The sequence below is a fragment of the Acidobacteriota bacterium genome, assembly GCA_016712445.1.
Lineage (GTDB): Bacteria > Pseudomonadota > Alphaproteobacteria > Caulobacterales > Hyphomonadaceae > Hyphomonas.
Map to the genome: position 1 here is coordinate 140508 of JADJRB010000001.1, position 17735 is coordinate 158242.

Consider the following 17735-nt stretch of genomic DNA (forward strand, 5'->3'; position numbering starts at 1 on the left):
GGCCGTCATGACCAATCCGCTGCAGATCATCGGAAGCATCACGCTGGGCCTGTTCGCCGAGATCGGGCGGCTGACCTCGTTTGCGGCACGCGTGAAGACGGCGGCCTTCACGCCGCGCTGGTATGGCGGCGAGATCCTGCGCCAGATAGTGCGGATCGGGTTCTACTCATTGCCGGTGGTCGGCCTCTCGGCCGTGTTCATCGGCGCGGCGCTGGCGCTCAACATCTATGAGGGCGGCAGCCGTTACGGCGCCGAGCAGTTCGTGCCGAACATCGTGGTGCTCGGCATCTCGCGCGAGCTCGGCGCGACGATCACCGGCCTGATGCTGGCGGGACGAGTCTCCGCCGGCATTGCCGCCGAGATCGGCGCCATGCGGGTGACCGAGCAGATCGACGCGCTGGAGACCCTTTCGGCCTCGCGTTTCCGCTATCTCTATGCGCCGCGGTTCCTGGCTGCGCTGATCACGTTGCCGGCGCTCGTGATGATCGCCAACATCATCGGCGTGATGGGCGGCTGGCTGGTCAGCGTCTACGGCCTCGGCTTCGACTCGACCGTCTACCTGCGCAACACGCTCGACTTCGTGACCCGTGACGACATCCTCGTCGGCCTGATCAAGGCGGTGGTGTTCGGCGCCGTGATCGCGATCATGGGCTGCTATCAGGGCGACCGCAGCCAGGCGGGCGCAACCGGCGTCGGCCGGGCTGCGACGCTGTCGATGGTCGGCGCGGCGGTGCTGGTGCTCGCCTTCAACTACCTCCTGTCCACGCTGTTCGTGGAGATCGGCCTGTGAGCGCGCCCATCCTGAAACTCGACGGGGTCGAAAAGTCCTTCGGCACCAAGCAGGTGCTGCGCGGTGTCGACCTTGAAGTTGCGCCCGGCCAGAGCCTCGTCGTGATCGGCGGGTCGGGCTCGGGCAAGTCGGTGATGCTGAAGAATGCCCTCGGCCTGATGACGCCGGACAAGGGAAAGATCTTCTTTGACGGCGCCGACGTGACCAAGGCGACCGGCCGGACGCGCGAGAAGATGCGCGCGCGCATCGGCATGCTGTTCCAGTCCGGCGCGCTGTTCGACTCGCTCACCGTCTGGGAGAATGTCGCCTTCCGCCTGATCAATTCGGAAGGCCTCAGCCGCAAGGATGCCAAGGAACGCGCCATCGAGACGCTGAAGAAGGTTCGTCTGGGGGCGGACGTTGCCGGGCTCTATCCGGCGGAGATTTCCGGCGGCATGCAGAAGCGCGTCTCGCTTGCCCGCTCGATCATTTCCGAGCCGGACCTGATCTTCTTCGACGAACCAACCACCGGCCTTGATCCGATCACGGCCGATGCGATCAACGACCTGATCCTCGAAATGGTCCGCGGCCTCGGCGCCGCCGCCGTCTCGATCACGCATGACATGCCAAGCGCCCGCAAGATCGCCGACGAGATCGCCATGCTGTTCGAAGGCAAGATCATCTGGCGCGGCAAGGCGTCGGATGTCGACCATAGCGGCAACGAATATGTCGACCAGTTCGTGAACGGACGAGCTGACGGACCTATCCAGCCGGCGATATGAACGAGCCGGAAATCGTCTATATCCGCCTTATTCCGGGAAACGATGTCCCGGACAGAACTTTCAGCACCCCATTCAAAGTGGTTATTGTCGCGGACCTTCCTTCTGCGGACGATTGGCAAACCTCGATCGCGAAGTGGCTGATTTCCCAAGGGTGCCTTTATGTAATGTGTTGGGGAGTCGACTGCGAACTCTGGGAGGAGTCTGTCGATTGGGTTCAGGTTGATCTCGAAATTGCATCGCCCGGACGGCCTGATGAGTCCTTCGTGATGACAACACAACACTCAAGCGAACCGCTGTCTGCAGTCTTTTGGTATTCTTGGCACTGCGCCGCCGCGCCAAACGACGAACTCGACCCTGTCGTGATTTTGCTTATCTCGGACACGGACCGCTTCTCAGAACTGGCCGATGCTTACAGACTGGCCCGGCATTCGGACGAATAAGCCAGAGGCGCCACGCGCCTCGTAGGGTGGGTTAGCCGTAGGCGTAACCCACCATCTTCTGTCCCGCCCCTGGACGGTGGGTTACGGCCTTCGGCCTAACCCACCCTACAATTCGCCGCCTCAACACGCCTCACGCCGCCGCCAACCATTGCATTTGTACGCAATTACGTACATATTGCCCGCATGCCCCACATCACCGACGCCATCTCCATCACTGAAGCGCGCGCGAACCTGAAACAGGTGATCGACAGCGTGATCGACGATCATGCGCCCGTCGCCATCACGCGCCGGGGGGCGGGAGCGGCTGTAATGGTGAGTATGGACGACTGGAACGGCATGCTGGAGACCATCCATCTCCTCTCGAATCCTGAAGGTGCGGCGCGCTTGCTGCGAGCCATCAATTCGGATGGCAAGAGCCGCGTCGAAATCGACGGAGACACCTTCTCGAAACTGGCGGACGAAGACCCGGAAGCGCTCTGGACGATGATCCGCGATGCGCGTCGCGTTTGAGCCGGAAGCGCTGGAAGATCTCGACTGGTGGATGGACAAGGACCGGAAAACCGGCCTGAAGGTTCTGAAGCTCATCCGCGAAGTCCAGCGCGACCCGTTTGAGGGTATCGGAAAGCCCGAGCCTCTGAAGGGTGACCTGTCCGGCTGGTGGTCGCGGCGCATCACGGACGAGCACCGCCTGGTCTACAAGGTCGATGGTTCGGGTAAGGATCAAATCCTGCTCATCGCGCAGTGCCGGGGACATTATGCCGACTGACAATTCGGGCAGCCGCGCATCAACCGAATGCGATACGAAGGACTGTCCCTCGTGCCTGCATTGACGCACCTGCCCGCGTCCGGCCGTCTGTCCGTGCCCTGGAAGAATGGCGGCGGCGAGACGCAGGAGATTGCCGTGTTTCCGGATGGCGCCGGCATGGACGATTTCCAGTGGCGGATCAGCCAGGCCGTCGTCAGCGCGGCCGGGGCGTTCTCCGTGTTTCCGGGAATTGACCGGCACCTGACCTTGCTGAGTGGCAGCCTGCGTCTCGACATAAACGGCGTGCGGCGGGACCTATGCCCGGGCGAGAGCGTGCGGTTTGCAGGTGACGTGCCCGTTCGGGGCGACCCGGCGGGCACGCATGCCACCGATCTCAACATCATGACGCGGCGCGGCGCATTCGCTGCAGAGGTCGCGGAAATTGCGCCGGGCGGCCCTGTGACCTGCGGCGCAGGCACCTGTTTCATCTTCGCCCTGGCGCCCGCGAAGGTGGCAGGCCAGACGCTCGCCGCCCACGACGTGCTGCGGATTGAAGATGTCGAAAACACGCAGCTCCACGCAACCGGCGGCCCGGTACTCCTGATACGGATTTTCAGGGTCTAGCGTGCCGCGGCCTGCCCTGCCGCCCGCCCGGTCGCGAGGCACGCGGTGAGCAGGTAGCCGCCGGTCGGCGCGTCCCAGGCGATCATCTCGCCCGCACAGAAGACGCCGGGCAAGGCTGTCAGTTGAAGCCCGTCATCAAGGGCCGCCCATGACACACCGCCGGCCGTCGAGATCGCGCTGTCCATCGGCGCTGTGCCCGTGAGCACAAGGGGCAGTGCCTTGATCAGGCGCGCGAGGGCTTCGGGCTCTTTCGGAAGCTTGCCCGTCATCACTTCATTCAAGAGCGCGATCTTGGCGGCATCCAGCCGCGCCGCCTTACGCAACCGGTTCGAAACCGAGTCCTTCGGGTGCGCCGCCGCAAGGCGTGCCGCGAGCGCTGCTTCATCCGCATCCGGAAGAAGGTCGATTTGCAGCACGGCGCGCCCGTCAGCGGCGAGGTCGCGGCGCAGCCCGGCGGCGAGCGGATAGACCGCGCCGCTTTCGATGCCGACGCGTGTGATCACGAAGTCGCCCCGCACGGATTGTCCGCCTGCGGACAAGGTGACGTTCTTGACCGGCGCCCCTTCATGGGCGCGCATCTTTTCGGACCAACCGGCGATGAAGCCGCAATTCGACGGCGCGAATGGCTCCAGCGCCACGCCCTTGCCTTCCAGCAGCGTGGCCCACGTGCCGTCCGATCCGAGCCTTTTCCAGCTTGCCCCGCCGAGCGCGAGCACAACTGCATCCGCCTTCACGGCGGCGCGCCCAGTCATTGTGTCGAAGACCAGGGCCCCGTCCGCGTCCCACCCCGTCCAGCGGTGGCGCGTGTGCAGCGCCGCGCCCCGCTCGCCGAGCCGGGCCAGCCAGCGGCGCAGCAGCGGCGACGCCTTGCCGCCGCCCGGGAACACCCGGCCAGACGAGCCGACATGCGTCTCGATGCCGAGCCCCGCCATCCATTTGACGATCTCGCCCGGCCCGAATGCCTCGACCATTTTCGCAAGCCGCGCGTCGGGCGCGTCGTAGCGCGTGCGGAACGAGGCTTCGTCTTCCGAGTGCGTGATGTTGAGCCCGCTCTTGCCGGCCATCAGGAACTTGCGCCCCGCGCTCGGCATTGCGTCGTAGATGTCGACCCGCGCGCCGGCTTCCAGCGCCGCCTCGGCCGCCATCAGGCCCGCTGGTCCCGCGCCTATGATCGCGACGTGTTTCATCCCTCCCCTTTATCCCTGCCGCACCGCCCTTGCCAGTGCGGGCCGAAGCCGCATAACCCTCCGGCATGGCCAAAGCCTCCACATCCGCCTTCGTCTGCCAGTCCTGCGGCGCCGTGCACGCCAAGTGGGCGGGCCGGTGCGAGGCTTGCGGAGAGTGGAATACGCTGGTCGAGGAGACTGTCAGTGCCCCGCCCGGCGCCCTCAAGGCCGAGAAGACGCCCACCGCCAAGCGCGGACCGAAGACCGAGTTCATAGCGCTGAACGCCGAAACCGACACGCCTCCGCGCATCGTCATCGGCGTCGAGGAACTGGACCGGGTGTTCGGCGGCGGCCTGGTGCCAGCCTCGGCCACGCTGATCGGCGGCGATCCCGGCATCGGCAAGTCGACGCTGCTGCTGCAGGCCGCTGCGCGCCTCGCCCGCAACGGCGTGAAGACGGTCTATGTCTCGGGCGAGGAAGCCGCCGCGCAGATCCAGGAGCGGGCCAAGCGGCTGAAAGTGGCAAACTCGCCCGTGCAGCTTGCGACCGAAACCGACCTGCGCCGCATCCTTGCCGCGCTGAAGGAAGCCAATCCCGGTTTCGTGGTGATCGACTCGATCCAGACGCTCTGGTCGGACAGCCTCGAGGCCGCGCCCGGATCGGTCGCGCAAGTCCGCGCCTGCGCGCAGGAGCTGGTGCGCTGGGCCAAGAAGTCCGGCGCGGCGCTGGTGCTGGTCGGGCACGTCACCAAGGAGGGCACCATCGCCGGCCCCCGCGTCGTCGAGCACATGGTCGACGCGGTGTTCTATTTCGAAGGCGAGCGCGGCCACCAGTTCCGCATCCTGCGCGCCGTGAAGAACCGGTTCGGTCCGACCGACGAAATCGGCATCTTCGAGATGCACGCCCTCGGCCTTACCCCGGCGAAGGAGCCGTCTGCACTGTTCCTCTCCGCCGAGGCCGAACCCGGCGGCGGTACGGCTGTGTTTGCGGCCATGGAAGGTTCGCGCCCGGTGCTCGCCGAAGTGCAGGCCCTCGTCGCCAAGAGCCCGTTCGGCACGCCCCGGCGCAGCGTGATCGGCTTCGATTCCGGGCGTCTCGCTATGATCATGGCCGTACTGGAGGCGCGTTGCGGCGTGAATTTCGCCGGCATGGACGTGTATCTCTCGGTGGCGGGCGGCTACCGGATCAACGAGCCCGCCGGCGACCTTGCCGCTGCTGCCGCCCTCCTGTCTTCGCTGGCGGGCAATCCGGTGCCCGCGCGCAGCGTGTTCTTCGGCGAGATTGCGCTTTCCGGCGCAGTGCGTGCAGCGCCGCGTATGGACCAGCGGCTCAAGGAAGCGGCACGGCTGGGCTTCCAGCGGGCGTTCGCGCCGGACAGCAGCCCAGCGGCAGACGGCGGCTTGACGCTCGCGCCGATTGCGCGGCTTATCGCGCTCGTCGACCTTCTCGCCCCGGACGCAGCAAATGCTTGAAAACATTTCCGCTTTTGACGGCATTGCGCTGGGCATCATCATCGTTTCGGCCATCATGGCGTTCGCGCGCGGCTTCCTGCGCGAACTCGCCACGCTGGGGGCGTTCATCGGCGCGCTGGCCGCTGCCTACTACGCGCGGAAACTGCTTCACGGTGTGGTTGCCGACCTGCTGCCGCCCGGCAGCCATCCGCTCGCGCCGGACATCATCTTGGTCATCAGCGCCTTCCTGATCGTCTATGTCATCGTCGCCTGGCTGGGCCATGGCCTGTCCAAATCGATCATGACCAATGGCGATATCGGCATGTTCGACCACATCGCCGGGCTGGTATTCGGGATCATCCGGGGCGGCGTGGCGCTCGTGTTCTTTGCCGTGTTGCTGAACGCCGGCTTCCGTGTCGACCGCGTGCCGCCCTTCATCCAGAACAGTATCAGCTACCCGATCCTGGCCCGCGCGGCGGACGCGGTCACCGGCGAGGCGCGGGAAGTCAGCGAGCACGGACAAGCCGGTACACCCGCCTCAGGCGACTGAACTTGATGCTGCGCCTGCACTGGCTAGGTTGAGGCGTCCACCGATCCACGGGGAGGAAGACCTTGCTGCCAAGCCCTGACCGCCTGTCGCGCCGCAATTTCCTGCTCGCTTCGGCGTCGGCTGCGCTGCTGAGCGCCTGTGCCACGAAAACCGGCGAGGTGCCGGCCGGGCACGCACCGACTATGGCCGACCTGCTGGCGGCCCAGGCCGTCACCATCCGGAACCTCACATCGACCGATCCCGGCATCAAGGCGCTGGCCAAGCGTCTTTCCACGGCGCAGATCGCCGGGCTGGGTGAAGCGACGCACGGCTCGCACGAGGACGCCCTGCTGAAAGCCGTGCTGATCCAGCGGATGGTGGAGGATCATGACCTGCGCGTCGTGCTGCTGGAAGCGAACCGCACCGGCGCCGCGCAGTTCGATGCCTACGCGTCCGGCGCCCCCACGGGGCTGCTTGCCGCAGACGCAGTTCGGGAAGCGCCGCTGTTCCGGATCCTCAAGACCGAAGTTATGGCCGACCTGCTGACCTGGCTGCGCGGCTGGAACGCGGTCAACCCCGACCAGCGCGTGCAGGTGCTGGGCATCGATTGCCAAGCCAGCAGCGCAGACGCGGGCGATGCGCTGGCTGCGCTGTCGAAGGTCGACTCGGGAGCTGCCGACGCGCTGGCCGCCTCGCTTGCGCCCATCCTGACCGAAGAAGCCCGGAGCCTGCGCCACGACCGGATGCTCAACCAGATTGCATCGGCCCAGCGCGTCGAGGCCGAAGCGGCCTGCCTGATGCTGGAGGCCGAACTGAAGCGCGTCGGGTTGCCGGACGCGGCGTTCACCGCCCGCCGTGCCTGGCAGGGGCTGAATGCGTTCGAGCTGGAAACCTCGGACGCCGACATCACGCTCGCGACGCCCGAATACTGGAGCCGCCGCGACGTGTTCATGGCAGACAATGCGCTGGCGCTGGCCGGCGGAAAGCCGGCCGTGCTGTGGGCGCACAACGCGCATGTGGCGGGCGGCCGGCCCGGCGGCGGCAGCGCCGGCTACGAGCCGACCGGCGGCGCCCTGCGCGACGCGCTCGGCAAACGCTATGCGGCGCTGGTGCAGGAGTTCGGGGAGGCAACCTTCCTGGCGCTGCCGGCCGGAGAGGATTTCGGACCGGATGCGCCCCTCGCCTTTATCCGCCGCCGCGCCCGGCCGGACACGCTGAACGCCCTGACGGCAGAGGCGAGCAGAACAACCGCCTGGTTCGACCTCGCCAACCTGCCGGATTCCCCGCTGACGGCGCAGTGGCGCAGCACGGAGATCGGCCTCGACTGGTACGGCGCCAAGGCCAGCGAGACGCCGCTCGACAGCGATATCTCGCACGTTCCGCCCGCCCGGCTGTTCGACCTCGTGGTGTACCATCCCAAGCTGACCGCCTCGCGCATGCTCTAAAACGGGAACCCGCTGGCCGGCCATCGGGTTGTTTCGTCGAACGCCGCGCCAGGTCCGGCCGGCGACCCGAGGAGTTCCCGTCATGCGGCTGCGTATTCCAATGGCAACGATGGCCCTGCTGATGGCCGCCGCCTGCGGCGAGCCCGGCAGCGCTCCGGACGGCACAGCCGGCCTCAGCGACGTACCGGAAAGTGTGGCCTCGCCGGAGCCGGTCGAGACGATCGGCGAGCCCGTCGAAGAAGCACCGCTTGAAGTGAACGCCGCTTTGCCGGGATTGCGCTTCCTGCAGATCGGCATGACCGCTGAAGAGCTGAAGGCTCACGACACGCCCATGACGTGGGGCACGCGCAGCCTTGAAGGTGAAGAATACGAGACCGCAGACGTCGAACTGGCGCCGGGCGCAGTCGTCACCGCGACGTTCGACCTTGAGGACAAGCTCTATAGCCTTGAGATTGCCTCACTCGAGATTCGCGACAATCACGGCACCGGCGCCGGCTCGACGTTGGAAGAAGTGCAGCAGGCCTACCCCGAAGGCCGTCTGGCGTACGGCCTTGAGGAAGGCCGCTATGCGACCTTCCTGACTGGCGGCCTGCTGGTGTTCCAGTTTGATCCAGCGGACCTGCCCGAGACGTGTTTTGAGCCGCAGCCCCTGTGCGAGCCGCCCGTCGGGATCAAGGCGCGCCGGATGGTGATCTACGGACAGCCGATCCCCGCCTGACTGCAAGAACATCGCCGGTCTGCCCTTTCGCATCCGCGGAAACCCAACTATATCCCGCTCGGGCAGCGCCGCCCCACAGCGAATCGGGAATTCCGATGGCCTATTTCGACAATGATGACGACAAGCCACGCGAAGAGTGCGGCGTTATTGGTGTGTTCGGCAACAAGGAAGCGAGCCTGCTGACAGCGCTCGGCCTGCACGCCCTGCAGCACCGCGGACAGGAAGCCTGCGGCATCGTCAGCTTTGACGGCAAGCGCTTCAACTCCGAGCGCCACATGGGCCTGGTGGGTGAGCATTTCGGCGGCGACCTGCGCACGCGCCTGCCCGGCCATGCCGCCATCGGCCACAACCGGTACTCCACGCAGGGCCGGCCGATGCTGCGCAATATCCAGCCGGTCTTTGCCGACCTCGCGCTCGGCGGCTTTGCGGTGGCCCACAACGGCAACCTGACCAACGCCCGCGACGTGCGCCAGCAGCTCGTGCGCAACGGCTCGATCTTCCAGTCCACCATGGACACCGAAGTCATTCTCCACCTCGTGGCCCGCAGCCCCAAGAAACGTTTTGTCGACCGCCTGATCGACGCGCTGCACCAGATCGAGGGCGGCTACGCGCTCGTCGGCCTGACCGGCAAGAAGCTGATCGGCGCGCGCGATCCCATCGGCCTGCGCCCGCTGGTGCTCGGCCGCCTCGGCACCGGCTACGTGCTCGCCTCGGAGACCTGCGCGCTCGACATCATCGGCGCCGAATTCGTGCGCGAGATCGAGAATGGCGAAGTGGTCGTCATTTCCGAAAACGGTATCGAGAGCTTCCGTGCCTTTGCGCCTCGCCCGCCGAGCCCGTGCGCCTTCGAGTATGTCTACTTCGCGCGGCCGGACAGCTTCATCCAGGGCCGCTCGGTTTACGAAGTGCGCCGCCGGATGGGTCATCAGCTCGCCGCCGAGACGCCTGCAGAGGCCGACGTGATCGTGCCGGTGCCGGACTCCGGCGTGCCGGCCGCGCTCGGCTTCTCCGAAGCGTCCGGCATCCCGTTCCAGATGGGCATCATTCGCAACCACTATGTGGGGCGTACCTTCATCCAGCCGACGCAGACCGGCCGACAGACCGCGATTTCCAAGAAGCACAGCCCGAACCGAGCGGTGCTCGAAGGCAAGCGCGTGATCCTGGTCGACGACTCCATCGTGCGCGGCAACACCTCGAAAAAGATCGTCCAGATGGTGCGCGAGGCCGGCGCCCGCGAGATCCATTTCCGCTCCGCCTCGCCGCCGATCCTGAACCCGGACTTCTACGGCATCGACATGGCCGGCAAGTCCGAGTTGTTCGCCGCGAACCACACGCATGAGGAAATGGTCAAGGAGCTGAAGGTCGAAAGCCTCGGCTTCCTGTCGGTGCCGGGCCTTTACAAGGCCATCGGCGAGCCGGTGCGCAACACCATGCTCCCGCAATTTGCCGACCATTGCTTCACCGGCGAATACCCGACCCCGCTGGTCGACTACCAGCAGGACCAGGCCGACAAGGAACGCCAGCTCTCCTTGCTGGACGACGTGTAAGCCGCGCGCTACACGGCGCGCCATGACCCATTCGCCCCGCCTCGTTCTCGTCACCGGCGCTTCGCGCGGCATCGGCCGCGCCGCCGCGCTAGCACTCGCCCGGCAAGGCGACCTCGTGATCGCCATTGCCCGCTCGAAAGCGGCGCTCGAGAAGCTCGACGACGAGATCCGCGCGCTGGGTTCCGAGGCGCTGCTGGTGCCGATGGACCTGAAGGACACCAAAGGGATCGAAACGCTCGGCAAGGTGCTCGGCGAACGCTTTGGCCGCCTCGACGGATTCGTCGCGAATGCGGGCCTGCTCGGCACGCTCGGCCCGCTCGAGACCTGCGGGCCGCGCAGCCTTGAGGAGACGATCCACGTGAACCTCACCGCCAACGCGCACCTGATCCGCGCGCTCGGCCCACTGCTGCACCAGTCGGGCGCGCCGCGCGCAGTGTTCGTCACTTCCGGCGTCGTGCCGCGTCCGCGTGCGTTCTGGGGGCCGTACCAGGCGTCCAAGGCCGGCCTCGAAGCGCTGGTGAAAGCCTGGGCGGACGAGAACGAGAAGATGGCGCTACGCGTCAACCTGTTCGACCCCGGCGCCGTGCGCACCGGCATGCGCGCCGAAGCGATGCCCGGCGAAGACCCGATGACACTGCCGACGCCTGACGAGGTCGCGAGGGAACTCGTCAAGCTCGTCAGCGCTGGCGAGACGCGCACCGGCGCCCGTATCGTCTACCGCGAAGTCGTTTCGAACTGATCCGCCGGGGGCGATTTCGCCCGGATTGACGCCGCTTACCGCCTCCGGGATACTCTCCGCTGGGGGGACATCCGCATGCAGCCTGCCGACACGGAATTGCCGGACCGTCCCGCTGCCCGCAAACGGCCGGCCCGCAGCCGCTTCTTCCTTGCCGCTTCCGCCGTGATGACGGCCATTGTCTTCCTCGGCTTCCTGCCGAGCTTCTATGCCCGGCCATATTTCCGGGACACCCCCCTTCCGGCCTACCTCATCCTGCACGGCCTGATCATGACGGCTTGGCAGTCGATGTTCCTTATACAGACGACATTGATTGCCCGGCGCAACACCCGTCTCCACCGCCAGCTCGGCGTCGCAGGTGCTGCACTGGCTGCACTTGTGGTCATCGCTGGCGTCTATGCAACGCTTCGCCAACCCGGCTTCTACGCGGCGCGGGCCATCGAACTGCCCTTCCCGCTTGAGCCGCTCGTGATTCCCAACCTGCTCGGCTTCCTCCTGTTCGGCAGCCTTGTCGCCGCCGCGATCCACTTTCGCCGCAACAGCGCTGCCCACAGCCGCCTCTTCTTCTGGGCTTTCGTCGTAACGATGGGGCCGGCCGTCACCCCGGTGCGCACGCTCGGCTCGATCATCGCGCCTTACTTCCCGGTGACCTTTCCGCCGGAAATCGCGCTGGTGTGGATCGCCTGGGCGGCGATCCTGATCCACGACTGGACAAGTGCCCGCAGGTTCCACCCGGTGTCCGTGGCCGGAGGATTCCTCATTCTCTTCGTCACTTTCTCGATCGTCGACTGGGTCTTGCTGATCGAGCCGCTCGGCGACTGGACGCGCTCGCTGGAAGCCTGGCGCTAGTCCACGCCTGCCAGCACAGCTGCTTCTGCCGCCTCCGCCATCGCCACAGCCGCCACCGTGCCATGTGCCGGAACCGGGCTGCGCGCGAGGCCGAGGCAGGCGGCGTAGAAGCCTTCGTCCGCGGCGCCGAGCGGATCCGGCAGGTCGGCGGCGATGTCGACCTTCACTTCATACGGCGTCGTGTTCTTCAGCTTGCGCGTCAGGAAGTCGATGTCGATCTCGCCTGACGGATAGACCACACGCATCGTCCGTTCACGGATTTCCGCCGCGCGGCTGGCGCGCAGCTTCGCCTTGCCGCCGCTCGCATAGGTGAAGACGGCTTCGGCTTCGTCGATATGGCTGGAGTGGACGCGCCGCCCGTTCGCCTCGACACCGGTGAACTCCCGGCCCAGCATCATCGCGGCAAGGTCGAGATCGTGGATCATCAGGTCCCAGATCACCGAGACGTCGCCCGCGCGCCCGCCCGGCGCCGGCGGGCCGGAGCGCACGGACTCCACCAGCAGCGGCGTTTCCGGAATGGCCAGCACGCCCATCGCCTTCGCAACGAACCGCTCCTGATGACCGACCTGCAGGATACGCCCGCGCGCCGCGGCTTCGTCCGCAAGGTCGCGCGCCGCGAGGCCGGACAGGGCCAGCGGCTTCTCGACCAGCACATGGCAATGCGCCTCGATCGCCTCGCGCGTCAGTTTCTCGTGCCAGGTGGCGGGCACGGCAATCACCACCGCGTCGCAGACCTTCAGGAACTCTGCGTAGTTGTCGTATCCCTTGGCGCCGAATGTTTCGGCGATCTTCTCCGCCCGGGCGAGGTCCACGTCAAAGATGCCCATCAGGTCCGCGCGGGCCGAGGCCGCCGCCTTTTGCGCGTGGTAGTTCCCGAACACGCCGGCGCCCGCGACGCCCACCTTCAGCTTGGTCATGTCCGCTCTGCCCTTGTCCTGTCAGTCCCGTTTCCGCCCCCGCAAGGGCGCCAAGCACGCCCCGCCGTCAAGCCGGTTCGGCAGCGCGCGCGGCGTGAACGCCGAGCCCGGTGGCGAGGCTTTCGAGATAGTCGGCCTCGAACCGCTTCGCGACGCGCGCCTCGGTCGCCCACTGGAAGGCGTGGTAAGCGCCCGGATAGATGTGCAGCTCGGCAAGGCCGCCTTCGGCCATGATCCGGCGCGCATAGGCGATGTTCTCGTCGAGGAAGAGGTCGAGCGCGCCGACGCTGATCCAGGTGGGCGGCAGCCCTGCCAGCGAGGTGGCGCGCGCGGGCACAGCGGGCGCTGCCGGCGCAGCGCCGCCGAGATAGGCGCCCCATCCGAACACGTTGCAGTCCGGCGTCCAGACATATTCGCCGATCAGCGGATCGGGCTTGGCTCCCGGCCCGGTCGTCCGGTCGTCGAGCATCGGATAGACGAGATGCTGGAAGGCGATCCTGTGCCGCCCCTCGTCGCGGGCGCGCAGCACGGTCGCCGCTGCGAGCCCGCCGCCGGCACTGTCACCGCCAACCGCGATGCGGGCCGGATCGATGCCGAGCGTCGCCGCATTCGCCACCATCCAGTCGAGCGCTGCCATGCAATCACCCACCGGCGCAGGGTACGGGTGTTCAGGCGCCAGCCGATAGTCAGGCGAGACAACCACGATGCCGAGCTTCGAACAGACGCCGAGATTGCGGATGTCAGAGCCCTCCGGCGTACCGGCCACGTAGCCGCCGCCATGGATCTGCAGGAACGCGGCGCGGCCCGCAGCCTTGCCCTTCGGCTCGTAGACGAGGCAGCGCACCGGCGGCGCGCCGGCGAGGCCGGGCACGCTCACCTCGCGTCGCGTCACGCCGAGCGCCGCTGCATCGCCCATCACCGCCATCGACTTCGACATCTCGCGCATGCCGGGCAGCGTTGCCGGGCTGAGATTTAGCGGCGGAAAGGCTTCCGCAACACCGAGCAGTTCGGGGTCGACGAGGTGACGCGATTTCATGGAAAGCCTCCCGGGCATGGTTTTCGGGCATCCTAACCCGCCATTCCCGCGCGACAAGCATTGACGCCGCGCCCGATAATCGCGCCGCGCCCCCTTCACACGGCGCGTCTCACGGTTCATGTGAACCGCAGACAAGAGAATGCAAAGGTGACGGACATGACCCAGCTGACTTCAACCGAATGGTCTCTCGCGGCGCGCCCGGTGGGCATGCCCAAACTGTCGGACTTCCAGTCGAAATCAGTGCCCGTGCCTGCGCCGGCCAACGGCGAGATCCAGGTCATGAATACCTGGATGTCGGTTGATCCCTACATGCGCGGGCGCATGTATGACCGCGAAAGCTACGTGCCGCCGTTCCAGATCGGCGAGACGCTGCAGGGCGGCGCCGTGGGCCGCGTGACGGCATCGGCCCACCCGGACTACAAGGTCGGCGACCTCGTCTCCTCCTTCCTCGGCTGGCGCACTGCCTGGACGGCGAAGCCGGAAGCGGCGGCCGTCCAGAAACTGCCGGCCACCGGCCTTCCGGAAAGCGCCTTCCTCGGCGTGGCGGGCATGCCGGGCCTCACGGCCTATGCGGGCCTCCTGCGCGTTGCGGAGTTCAAGCCATCCGACACAGTGTTCGTGTCCGGCGCGGCCGGCGCGGTGGGCTCCACCGTTGTGCAGATCGCGAAACTCAAGGGCGCGACCGTGATCGGCTCGGCCGGCGGCGCGGAGAAGTGTGCGCTGGTCAAGTCGCTCGGCGCTGACCATGTGATCGATTACAAGCAGGCAAAAGGCTTTGACGGCCTCGTCGCCGCGCTGCGCGCCGCTGCGCCGAAAGGCATCGACGTGTATTTCGACAATGTCGGCGGTGATCACCTGACGGCTGCGATCGAAGCCGCTCGCCCGCTCGCCCGCTTCGCGCTGTGCGGAATGATCGCGCAGTACAACGAGACCGGCAAGCCGGAAGGCCCGCACAACATCATCCAGGCGGTCGGCAAGCAGCTGAAGCTGCAAGGCTTCATCGTATCCAGCCATGCCGACCTTCAGCCCGCCTTCCTGGCCGACATGGCCAAGTGGATCGCCGGTGGCCAGATGAAGTTCGAGGAGACGGTGATGAACGGTATCGAGAAAGCGCCGGACGCCTTCCTCGGCCTGTTCACCGGCGCCAACACCGGCAAGATGCTGGTCAAGCTCGCCTGACGCCATGGCTGCCCTGTTTGACGCATACATCATGGTGGACTGGAGCGCGGCCTCGAAGCCGGCGCTCGGCCCGAACTCGATCTGGATCGGCATGCTGGTCAAGGACGCGCGGCTGAAGCTGCAGTTCAAGGCGGTCAACATCGACACGCGCCTGAATGCCCGTGCCTTCCTCGAAGACATGATCGCCAAGCTGACGAAGCGCGGCGACAAGGTGCTGCTCGGGTTCGACTTCTCGCTCGGCTATCCGGCCGGCACGGCGAAGGCGCTCGGCCTGAAGACCGACACGCTGGCGCCGTGGGCGGCCATGCACGCGCTCCTCGCTTCGCGCTACAAGGACAAGCCGGACAACAATTCGCGCCCGCGCTTCGCCATCGCGGCGGGGCTCAACTATACGATCTCGAAGGGTCCGTTTCCGTTCTGGGGTACGCCGCCGGCGGACAAGGCGACGACGCTGTCGACGACCAAGACCGAGTTCACGCCCGACAAGCCGGTCGCCGAATACCGCCTCGCCGAAGCACAGCTGCGCGCGCTTCCGGGCGCGTCGCCAAAGTCCTGCTGGCAACTTTACGGTGCAGGCTCGGTCGGCAGCCAGAGCCTCACCGGCATCCCGCACGTGCATGCGCTTCGCCAGTCCCTGCCGAACACCCGCATCTGGCCGTTCGAACTGGGTGAAGGCGGCCCGGTGACCGCGGAAATGCTCGACGGAATCGACGTAGTGATCGCCGAGATCTACCCCTCCCTGGTCAAGCCGAAGCCCGAAAAGGGAGAAGTGGCCGACGAGGCCCAGGTCCGCCAGATTGCCCGCCACTACGCAGATCTGGACGAAAAAGGGACACTTGGCGCCGCTTTTTCCACAGGCAAATCGTTTTCCCCGGAACAGATCGGGACCATTACCTCCGAAGAGGGCTGGATTCTCGGCGTATAGCCTGTGTCTATTGGGATTCCGGCGTATCCAAGGGATTCGAATCGTGGGTAAGTCGGCCCAATGGCGTGCAAGCGTCATTTAATCTAGAGGAGAACCCCTATGAACAAGGGTGAACTGACCAAAGCAGTCGCCAACGCTTGCGGCATGTCGCAGAGCGACGCCGGCAAGGCTGTGGACGCTGTCTTTGACACCATCGCAGGCTCTGTGAAGGGTCGCGAGCAGGTTGCAATCGCTGGTTTCGGCACGTTCGTCGCCAAGACGCGCAATGCCCGTGAAGGCCGTAACCCGGCCACCAAGGAAGTGATCAAGATTCCGGAAAAGACGTCGGTGGCTTTCAAGCCGGCTTCGGTCCTCAAGGATATCTGATCTTTCCGCCCCCTAGTGGGGCATCAAGACCGATCCGGCGGCGCGTTCCTCAAGGGGGCGCGCCGCTTTCCATTCCAGCAATGCCACCTGCAGCACGCCGGCGACGAACACACCGATCACCGCGCCGATGAGCACGCCGAAGGCGCCGAGTTGCAGCACGATGCCGAACCAGTAGCAGGCCGGGATCATCACGACGAAGAAGCTGCCCAGATGGATGGCGCTCGGCAGCCAGACCATGCCCTGCGCCCGCAGCGCGAAGGACGCCGTCGCCTGCAGGCCGTCGAACACGGTCGCAATCGCTGCCAGCCAGAGCAGGCCCGCGATCGCCGGGGCGAGCGCAATGCCGCCGATGATGGCATCCTCGCGCACCAGCAATTTCGAGATCGGCCCGGCAAATGCCACCAGCACGATGCCGAGGATGATGCCCATGACGATGGTGGCGACCACGCCCAGGCGCCCCGCATTACGCACTTCCTGCACATTGCCGCGCCCCATCGCTTCCGCCACCCGCACAGACGTCGCCGAGGCGATGCCGAGGTAGAACATGAAGCAGAGGCCCATCATCTGCACCGAATAGCCATAGACCGCGTTGGCTGCGATCGAGACCCAGGTCGCGATGATGAAGGTGATGTTGAACCCGCCCCATTCGGCGACGTTCGAGACGGCGGTGCCCGTGCCGACATCGAACTGCCGGCGTGCTTCGCCCTCGGCGGCCGGCGGCGAAGGCCGGAAGGCCGGCGTCACCAGCGCGACGAGCACCAGGAACACGATCACCATCAGCCAGCGCGTGCCGGTCGTCGCCCAGGCGACGCCGTCGGCGCCCATCTGCGGGAAGCCCCAGTAGCCGCCCACCAGCGCGAGATCGACGAACAGGTTGATCAGCACGCCGCCATACATCACCAGCGTCACCATCAGCGGGCGCCGCAGCGCCTCGAGATAGTAGCTGCAGGCCTGCGTGATCATGTGGCCGGTCAGGCCGATGGCGAGAATGCGCGTCACCGAGGCAGTGGAGCTCGCAACGACTTCCGGCGTCGCCGCGCGCTCAGCCTCGCTGGCCGGGGCAATCGTCACGAACAGCCAGTGGAACAGCGCGCCTGCGGTCGGCAGCAGCAGCGCGGTCAGCGCCGCCCCGAGCAGGACGGCCCAGACAAGGCCGCGACGGAAGACACGGCCGGAGCCTGCCTCGCGGCCGACACCCAGCATTTCCGAAGTCAGCACCTGAACGCCGAGCAGGATGCCAAGGCCGAGCCCCAGCGACACGCCGATCGGCAGCCAGCTGGAGAGCACATAAGCAAGCTCCTGCGGCGCGAACTGGCCGAGCACGATCGCATCGGTGAGGCCCATCAGCATCATCGCCATGCGGCTGACCGCAATCGGCACCGACAGGCGCAGAAGGTCCGCAATATCGGATGGGCGAGCCCAGGCGGGCAGCCGTGACGTCGTCATCCTGCCCTCCCTGTTTGACCCGGTTTCTGAGCAGCCGGGCGTGATGGCTCAAAATCACGCCCGGA

At 66.4% G+C, this 17735-nt stretch carries 20 protein-coding genes; 16 read left to right on the plus strand and 4 right to left on the minus strand.

The genetic code is table 11. The annotated features are described in order from the left end of the window. The first annotated feature begins 7 nt into the window (after positions 1-7). The 6 genes from IPK75_00670 (at position 8) to IPK75_00695 (ending at position 3360) form a co-directional block, all read left to right on the plus strand. Positions 8-790 carry an ABC transporter permease gene (locus tag IPK75_00670; GenBank protein MBK8196850.1) on the plus strand — a complete coding sequence of 261 codons (783 nt, stop codon included), beginning with the start codon at positions 8-10 and terminating at the stop codon, positions 788-790. Beyond that, a complete protein-coding gene (locus IPK75_00675) occupies positions 787-1551 on the plus strand; it encodes an ATP-binding cassette domain-containing protein (protein ID MBK8196851.1) in 765 nt (254 codons plus the stop codon). The genes IPK75_00670 and IPK75_00675 overlap by 4 nt, the downstream gene beginning before the upstream one ends. Next, positions 1548-1991 (plus strand): hypothetical protein, encoded by a 444-nt coding sequence (locus tag IPK75_00680; protein MBK8196852.1) that lies wholly within the window; start codon positions 1548-1550, stop codon positions 1989-1991. Before IPK75_00675 ends, IPK75_00680 begins: the two co-directional genes overlap by 4 nt. 183 nt (positions 1992-2174) lie before the next feature. Next, the gene (locus tag IPK75_00685) at positions 2175-2501 is read left to right on the plus strand and encodes a type II toxin-antitoxin system Phd/YefM family antitoxin (protein ID MBK8196853.1); all 327 of its coding nucleotides are present in this window, start codon (positions 2175-2177) and stop codon (positions 2499-2501) included. Next, positions 2485-2757: a Txe/YoeB family addiction module toxin gene (locus IPK75_00690; GenBank protein MBK8196854.1), complete on the plus strand. Its 273-nt coding sequence runs from the start codon at positions 2485-2487 to the stop codon at positions 2755-2757. Before IPK75_00685 ends, IPK75_00690 begins: the two co-directional genes overlap by 17 nt. A gap of 51 nt (positions 2758-2808) precedes the next feature. After that, complete coding sequence (locus IPK75_00695) at positions 2809-3360, plus strand: HutD family protein (protein ID MBK8196855.1); 552 nt, start codon at positions 2809-2811, stop codon at positions 3358-3360. Here the strand turns inward: IPK75_00695 and IPK75_00700 are convergent. Beyond that, positions 3357-4547 carry a TIGR03862 family flavoprotein gene (locus tag IPK75_00700; protein MBK8196856.1) on the minus strand — a complete coding sequence of 397 codons (1191 nt, stop codon included), beginning with the start codon at positions 4545-4547 and terminating at the stop codon, positions 3357-3359. The two genes, IPK75_00695 and IPK75_00700, sit on opposite strands and share 4 nt — an antisense overlap. 65 nt (positions 4548-4612) lie before the next feature. On the opposite strand from IPK75_00700, the gene radA reads away from it, so the two are divergent. The 7 genes from radA to IPK75_00735 all read left to right on the plus strand — a co-directional run bounded on the left by radA (position 4613) and on the right by IPK75_00735 (position 11801). Beyond that, on the plus strand, positions 4613-5998 hold the full coding sequence (gene radA / locus IPK75_00705) for a DNA repair protein RadA (GenBank protein ID MBK8196857.1): 1386 nt from the start codon (positions 4613-4615) through the stop codon (positions 5996-5998). Continuing rightward, positions 5991-6527, plus strand: a complete 537-nt coding sequence (locus IPK75_00710; GenBank protein ID MBK8196858.1) for a CvpA family protein — start codon at positions 5991-5993, stop codon at positions 6525-6527. Before radA ends, IPK75_00710 begins: the two co-directional genes overlap by 8 nt. 62 nt (positions 6528-6589) lie before the next feature. Next, positions 6590-7951, plus strand: a complete 1362-nt coding sequence (locus IPK75_00715; protein ID MBK8196859.1) for an erythromycin esterase family protein — start codon at positions 6590-6592, stop codon at positions 7949-7951. 82 nt (positions 7952-8033) lie between these two features. Beyond that, positions 8034-8669: a hypothetical protein gene (locus IPK75_00720; GenBank protein MBK8196860.1), complete on the plus strand. Its 636-nt coding sequence runs from the start codon at positions 8034-8036 to the stop codon at positions 8667-8669. Positions 8670-8764: 95 nt separating this feature from the next. After that, on the plus strand, positions 8765-10216 hold the full coding sequence (locus IPK75_00725; GenBank protein MBK8196861.1) for an amidophosphoribosyltransferase: 1452 nt from the start codon (positions 8765-8767) through the stop codon (positions 10214-10216). Between the two features lie 22 nt (positions 10217-10238). After that, on the plus strand, positions 10239-10955 hold the full coding sequence (locus IPK75_00730; GenBank protein ID MBK8196862.1) for an SDR family NAD(P)-dependent oxidoreductase: 717 nt from the start codon (positions 10239-10241) through the stop codon (positions 10953-10955). 75 nt (positions 10956-11030) lie between these two features. Continuing rightward, a complete protein-coding gene (locus IPK75_00735) occupies positions 11031-11801 on the plus strand; it encodes a hypothetical protein (GenBank protein MBK8196863.1) in 771 nt (256 codons plus the stop codon). On the opposite strand, the gene IPK75_00740 is transcribed toward IPK75_00735, so the two are convergent. Both IPK75_00740 and IPK75_00745 read right to left on the minus strand, forming a co-directional pair. Beyond that, positions 11798-12718: a Gfo/Idh/MocA family oxidoreductase gene (locus IPK75_00740; protein ID MBK8196864.1), complete on the minus strand. Its 921-nt coding sequence runs from the start codon at positions 12716-12718 to the stop codon at positions 11798-11800. The two genes, IPK75_00735 and IPK75_00740, sit on opposite strands and share 4 nt — an antisense overlap. 67 nt (positions 12719-12785) lie before the next feature. Then, positions 12786-13754, minus strand: coding sequence for an alpha/beta hydrolase (locus IPK75_00745; protein ID MBK8196865.1), 969 nt, complete (start codon positions 13752-13754; stop codon positions 12786-12788). Between the two features lie 156 nt (positions 13755-13910). Between IPK75_00745 and IPK75_00750 the strand changes: the two genes are divergently transcribed. The 3 genes from IPK75_00750 to IPK75_00760 all read left to right on the plus strand — a co-directional run bounded on the left by IPK75_00750 (position 13911) and on the right by IPK75_00760 (position 16224). Beyond that, positions 13911-14933, plus strand: coding sequence for an NADP-dependent oxidoreductase (locus IPK75_00750; GenBank protein ID MBK8196866.1), 1023 nt, complete (start codon positions 13911-13913; stop codon positions 14931-14933). Between the two features lie 4 nt (positions 14934-14937). Continuing rightward, positions 14938-15858 (plus strand): hypothetical protein, encoded by a 921-nt coding sequence (locus IPK75_00755; GenBank protein ID MBK8196867.1) that lies wholly within the window; start codon positions 14938-14940, stop codon positions 15856-15858. A 99-nt stretch (positions 15859-15957) separates the two neighbouring features. Next, positions 15958-16224: an HU family DNA-binding protein gene (locus IPK75_00760; protein ID MBK8196868.1), complete on the plus strand. Its 267-nt coding sequence runs from the start codon at positions 15958-15960 to the stop codon at positions 16222-16224. 12 nt (positions 16225-16236) lie between these two features. Here IPK75_00760 and IPK75_00765 read toward each other — a convergent pair whose 3' ends face one another. Next, on the minus strand, positions 16237-17670 hold the full coding sequence (locus IPK75_00765) for a multidrug transporter (protein ID MBK8196869.1): 1434 nt from the start codon (positions 17668-17670) through the stop codon (positions 16237-16239). Between the last annotated feature and the right edge of the window lie 65 nt (positions 17671-17735).

Coding starts and splice junctions, on each gene's coding strand:
- IPK75_00670 (MBK8196850.1), top strand. CDS start 8: ATGACCAATCCGCTGCAGATCATCGGAAGCATCACGCTGGGCCTGTTC.
- IPK75_00680 (MBK8196852.1), top strand. CDS start 1,548: ATGAACGAGCCGGAAATCGTCTATATCCGCCTTATTCCGGGAAACGAT.
- IPK75_00685 (MBK8196853.1), top strand. CDS start 2,175: ATGCCCCACATCACCGACGCCATCTCCATCACTGAAGCGCGCGCGAAC.
- IPK75_00690 (MBK8196854.1), top strand. CDS start 2,485: ATGCGCGTCGCGTTTGAGCCGGAAGCGCTGGAAGATCTCGACTGGTGG.
- IPK75_00700 (MBK8196856.1), bottom strand. CDS start 4,547: ATGAAACACGTCGCGATCATAGGCGCGGGACCAGCGGGCCTGATGGCG.
- radA (MBK8196857.1), top strand. CDS start 4,613: ATGGCCAAAGCCTCCACATCCGCCTTCGTCTGCCAGTCCTGCGGCGCC.
- IPK75_00710 (MBK8196858.1), top strand. CDS start 5,991: ATGCTTGAAAACATTTCCGCTTTTGACGGCATTGCGCTGGGCATCATC.
- IPK75_00720 (MBK8196860.1), top strand. CDS start 8,034: ATGCGGCTGCGTATTCCAATGGCAACGATGGCCCTGCTGATGGCCGCC.
- IPK75_00725 (MBK8196861.1), top strand. CDS start 8,765: ATGGCCTATTTCGACAATGATGACGACAAGCCACGCGAAGAGTGCGGC.
- IPK75_00730 (MBK8196862.1), top strand. CDS start 10,239: ATGACCCATTCGCCCCGCCTCGTTCTCGTCACCGGCGCTTCGCGCGGC.
- IPK75_00735 (MBK8196863.1), top strand. CDS start 11,031: ATGCAGCCTGCCGACACGGAATTGCCGGACCGTCCCGCTGCCCGCAAA.
- IPK75_00740 (MBK8196864.1), bottom strand. CDS start 12,718: ATGACCAAGCTGAAGGTGGGCGTCGCGGGCGCCGGCGTGTTCGGGAAC.
- IPK75_00745 (MBK8196865.1), bottom strand. CDS start 13,754: ATGAAATCGCGTCACCTCGTCGACCCCGAACTGCTCGGTGTTGCGGAA.
- IPK75_00750 (MBK8196866.1), top strand. CDS start 13,911: ATGACCCAGCTGACTTCAACCGAATGGTCTCTCGCGGCGCGCCCGGTG.
- IPK75_00755 (MBK8196867.1), top strand. CDS start 14,938: ATGGCTGCCCTGTTTGACGCATACATCATGGTGGACTGGAGCGCGGCC.
- IPK75_00760 (MBK8196868.1), top strand. CDS start 15,958: ATGAACAAGGGTGAACTGACCAAAGCAGTCGCCAACGCTTGCGGCATG.
- IPK75_00765 (MBK8196869.1), bottom strand. CDS start 17,670: ATGACGACGTCACGGCTGCCCGCCTGGGCTCGCCCATCCGATATTGCG.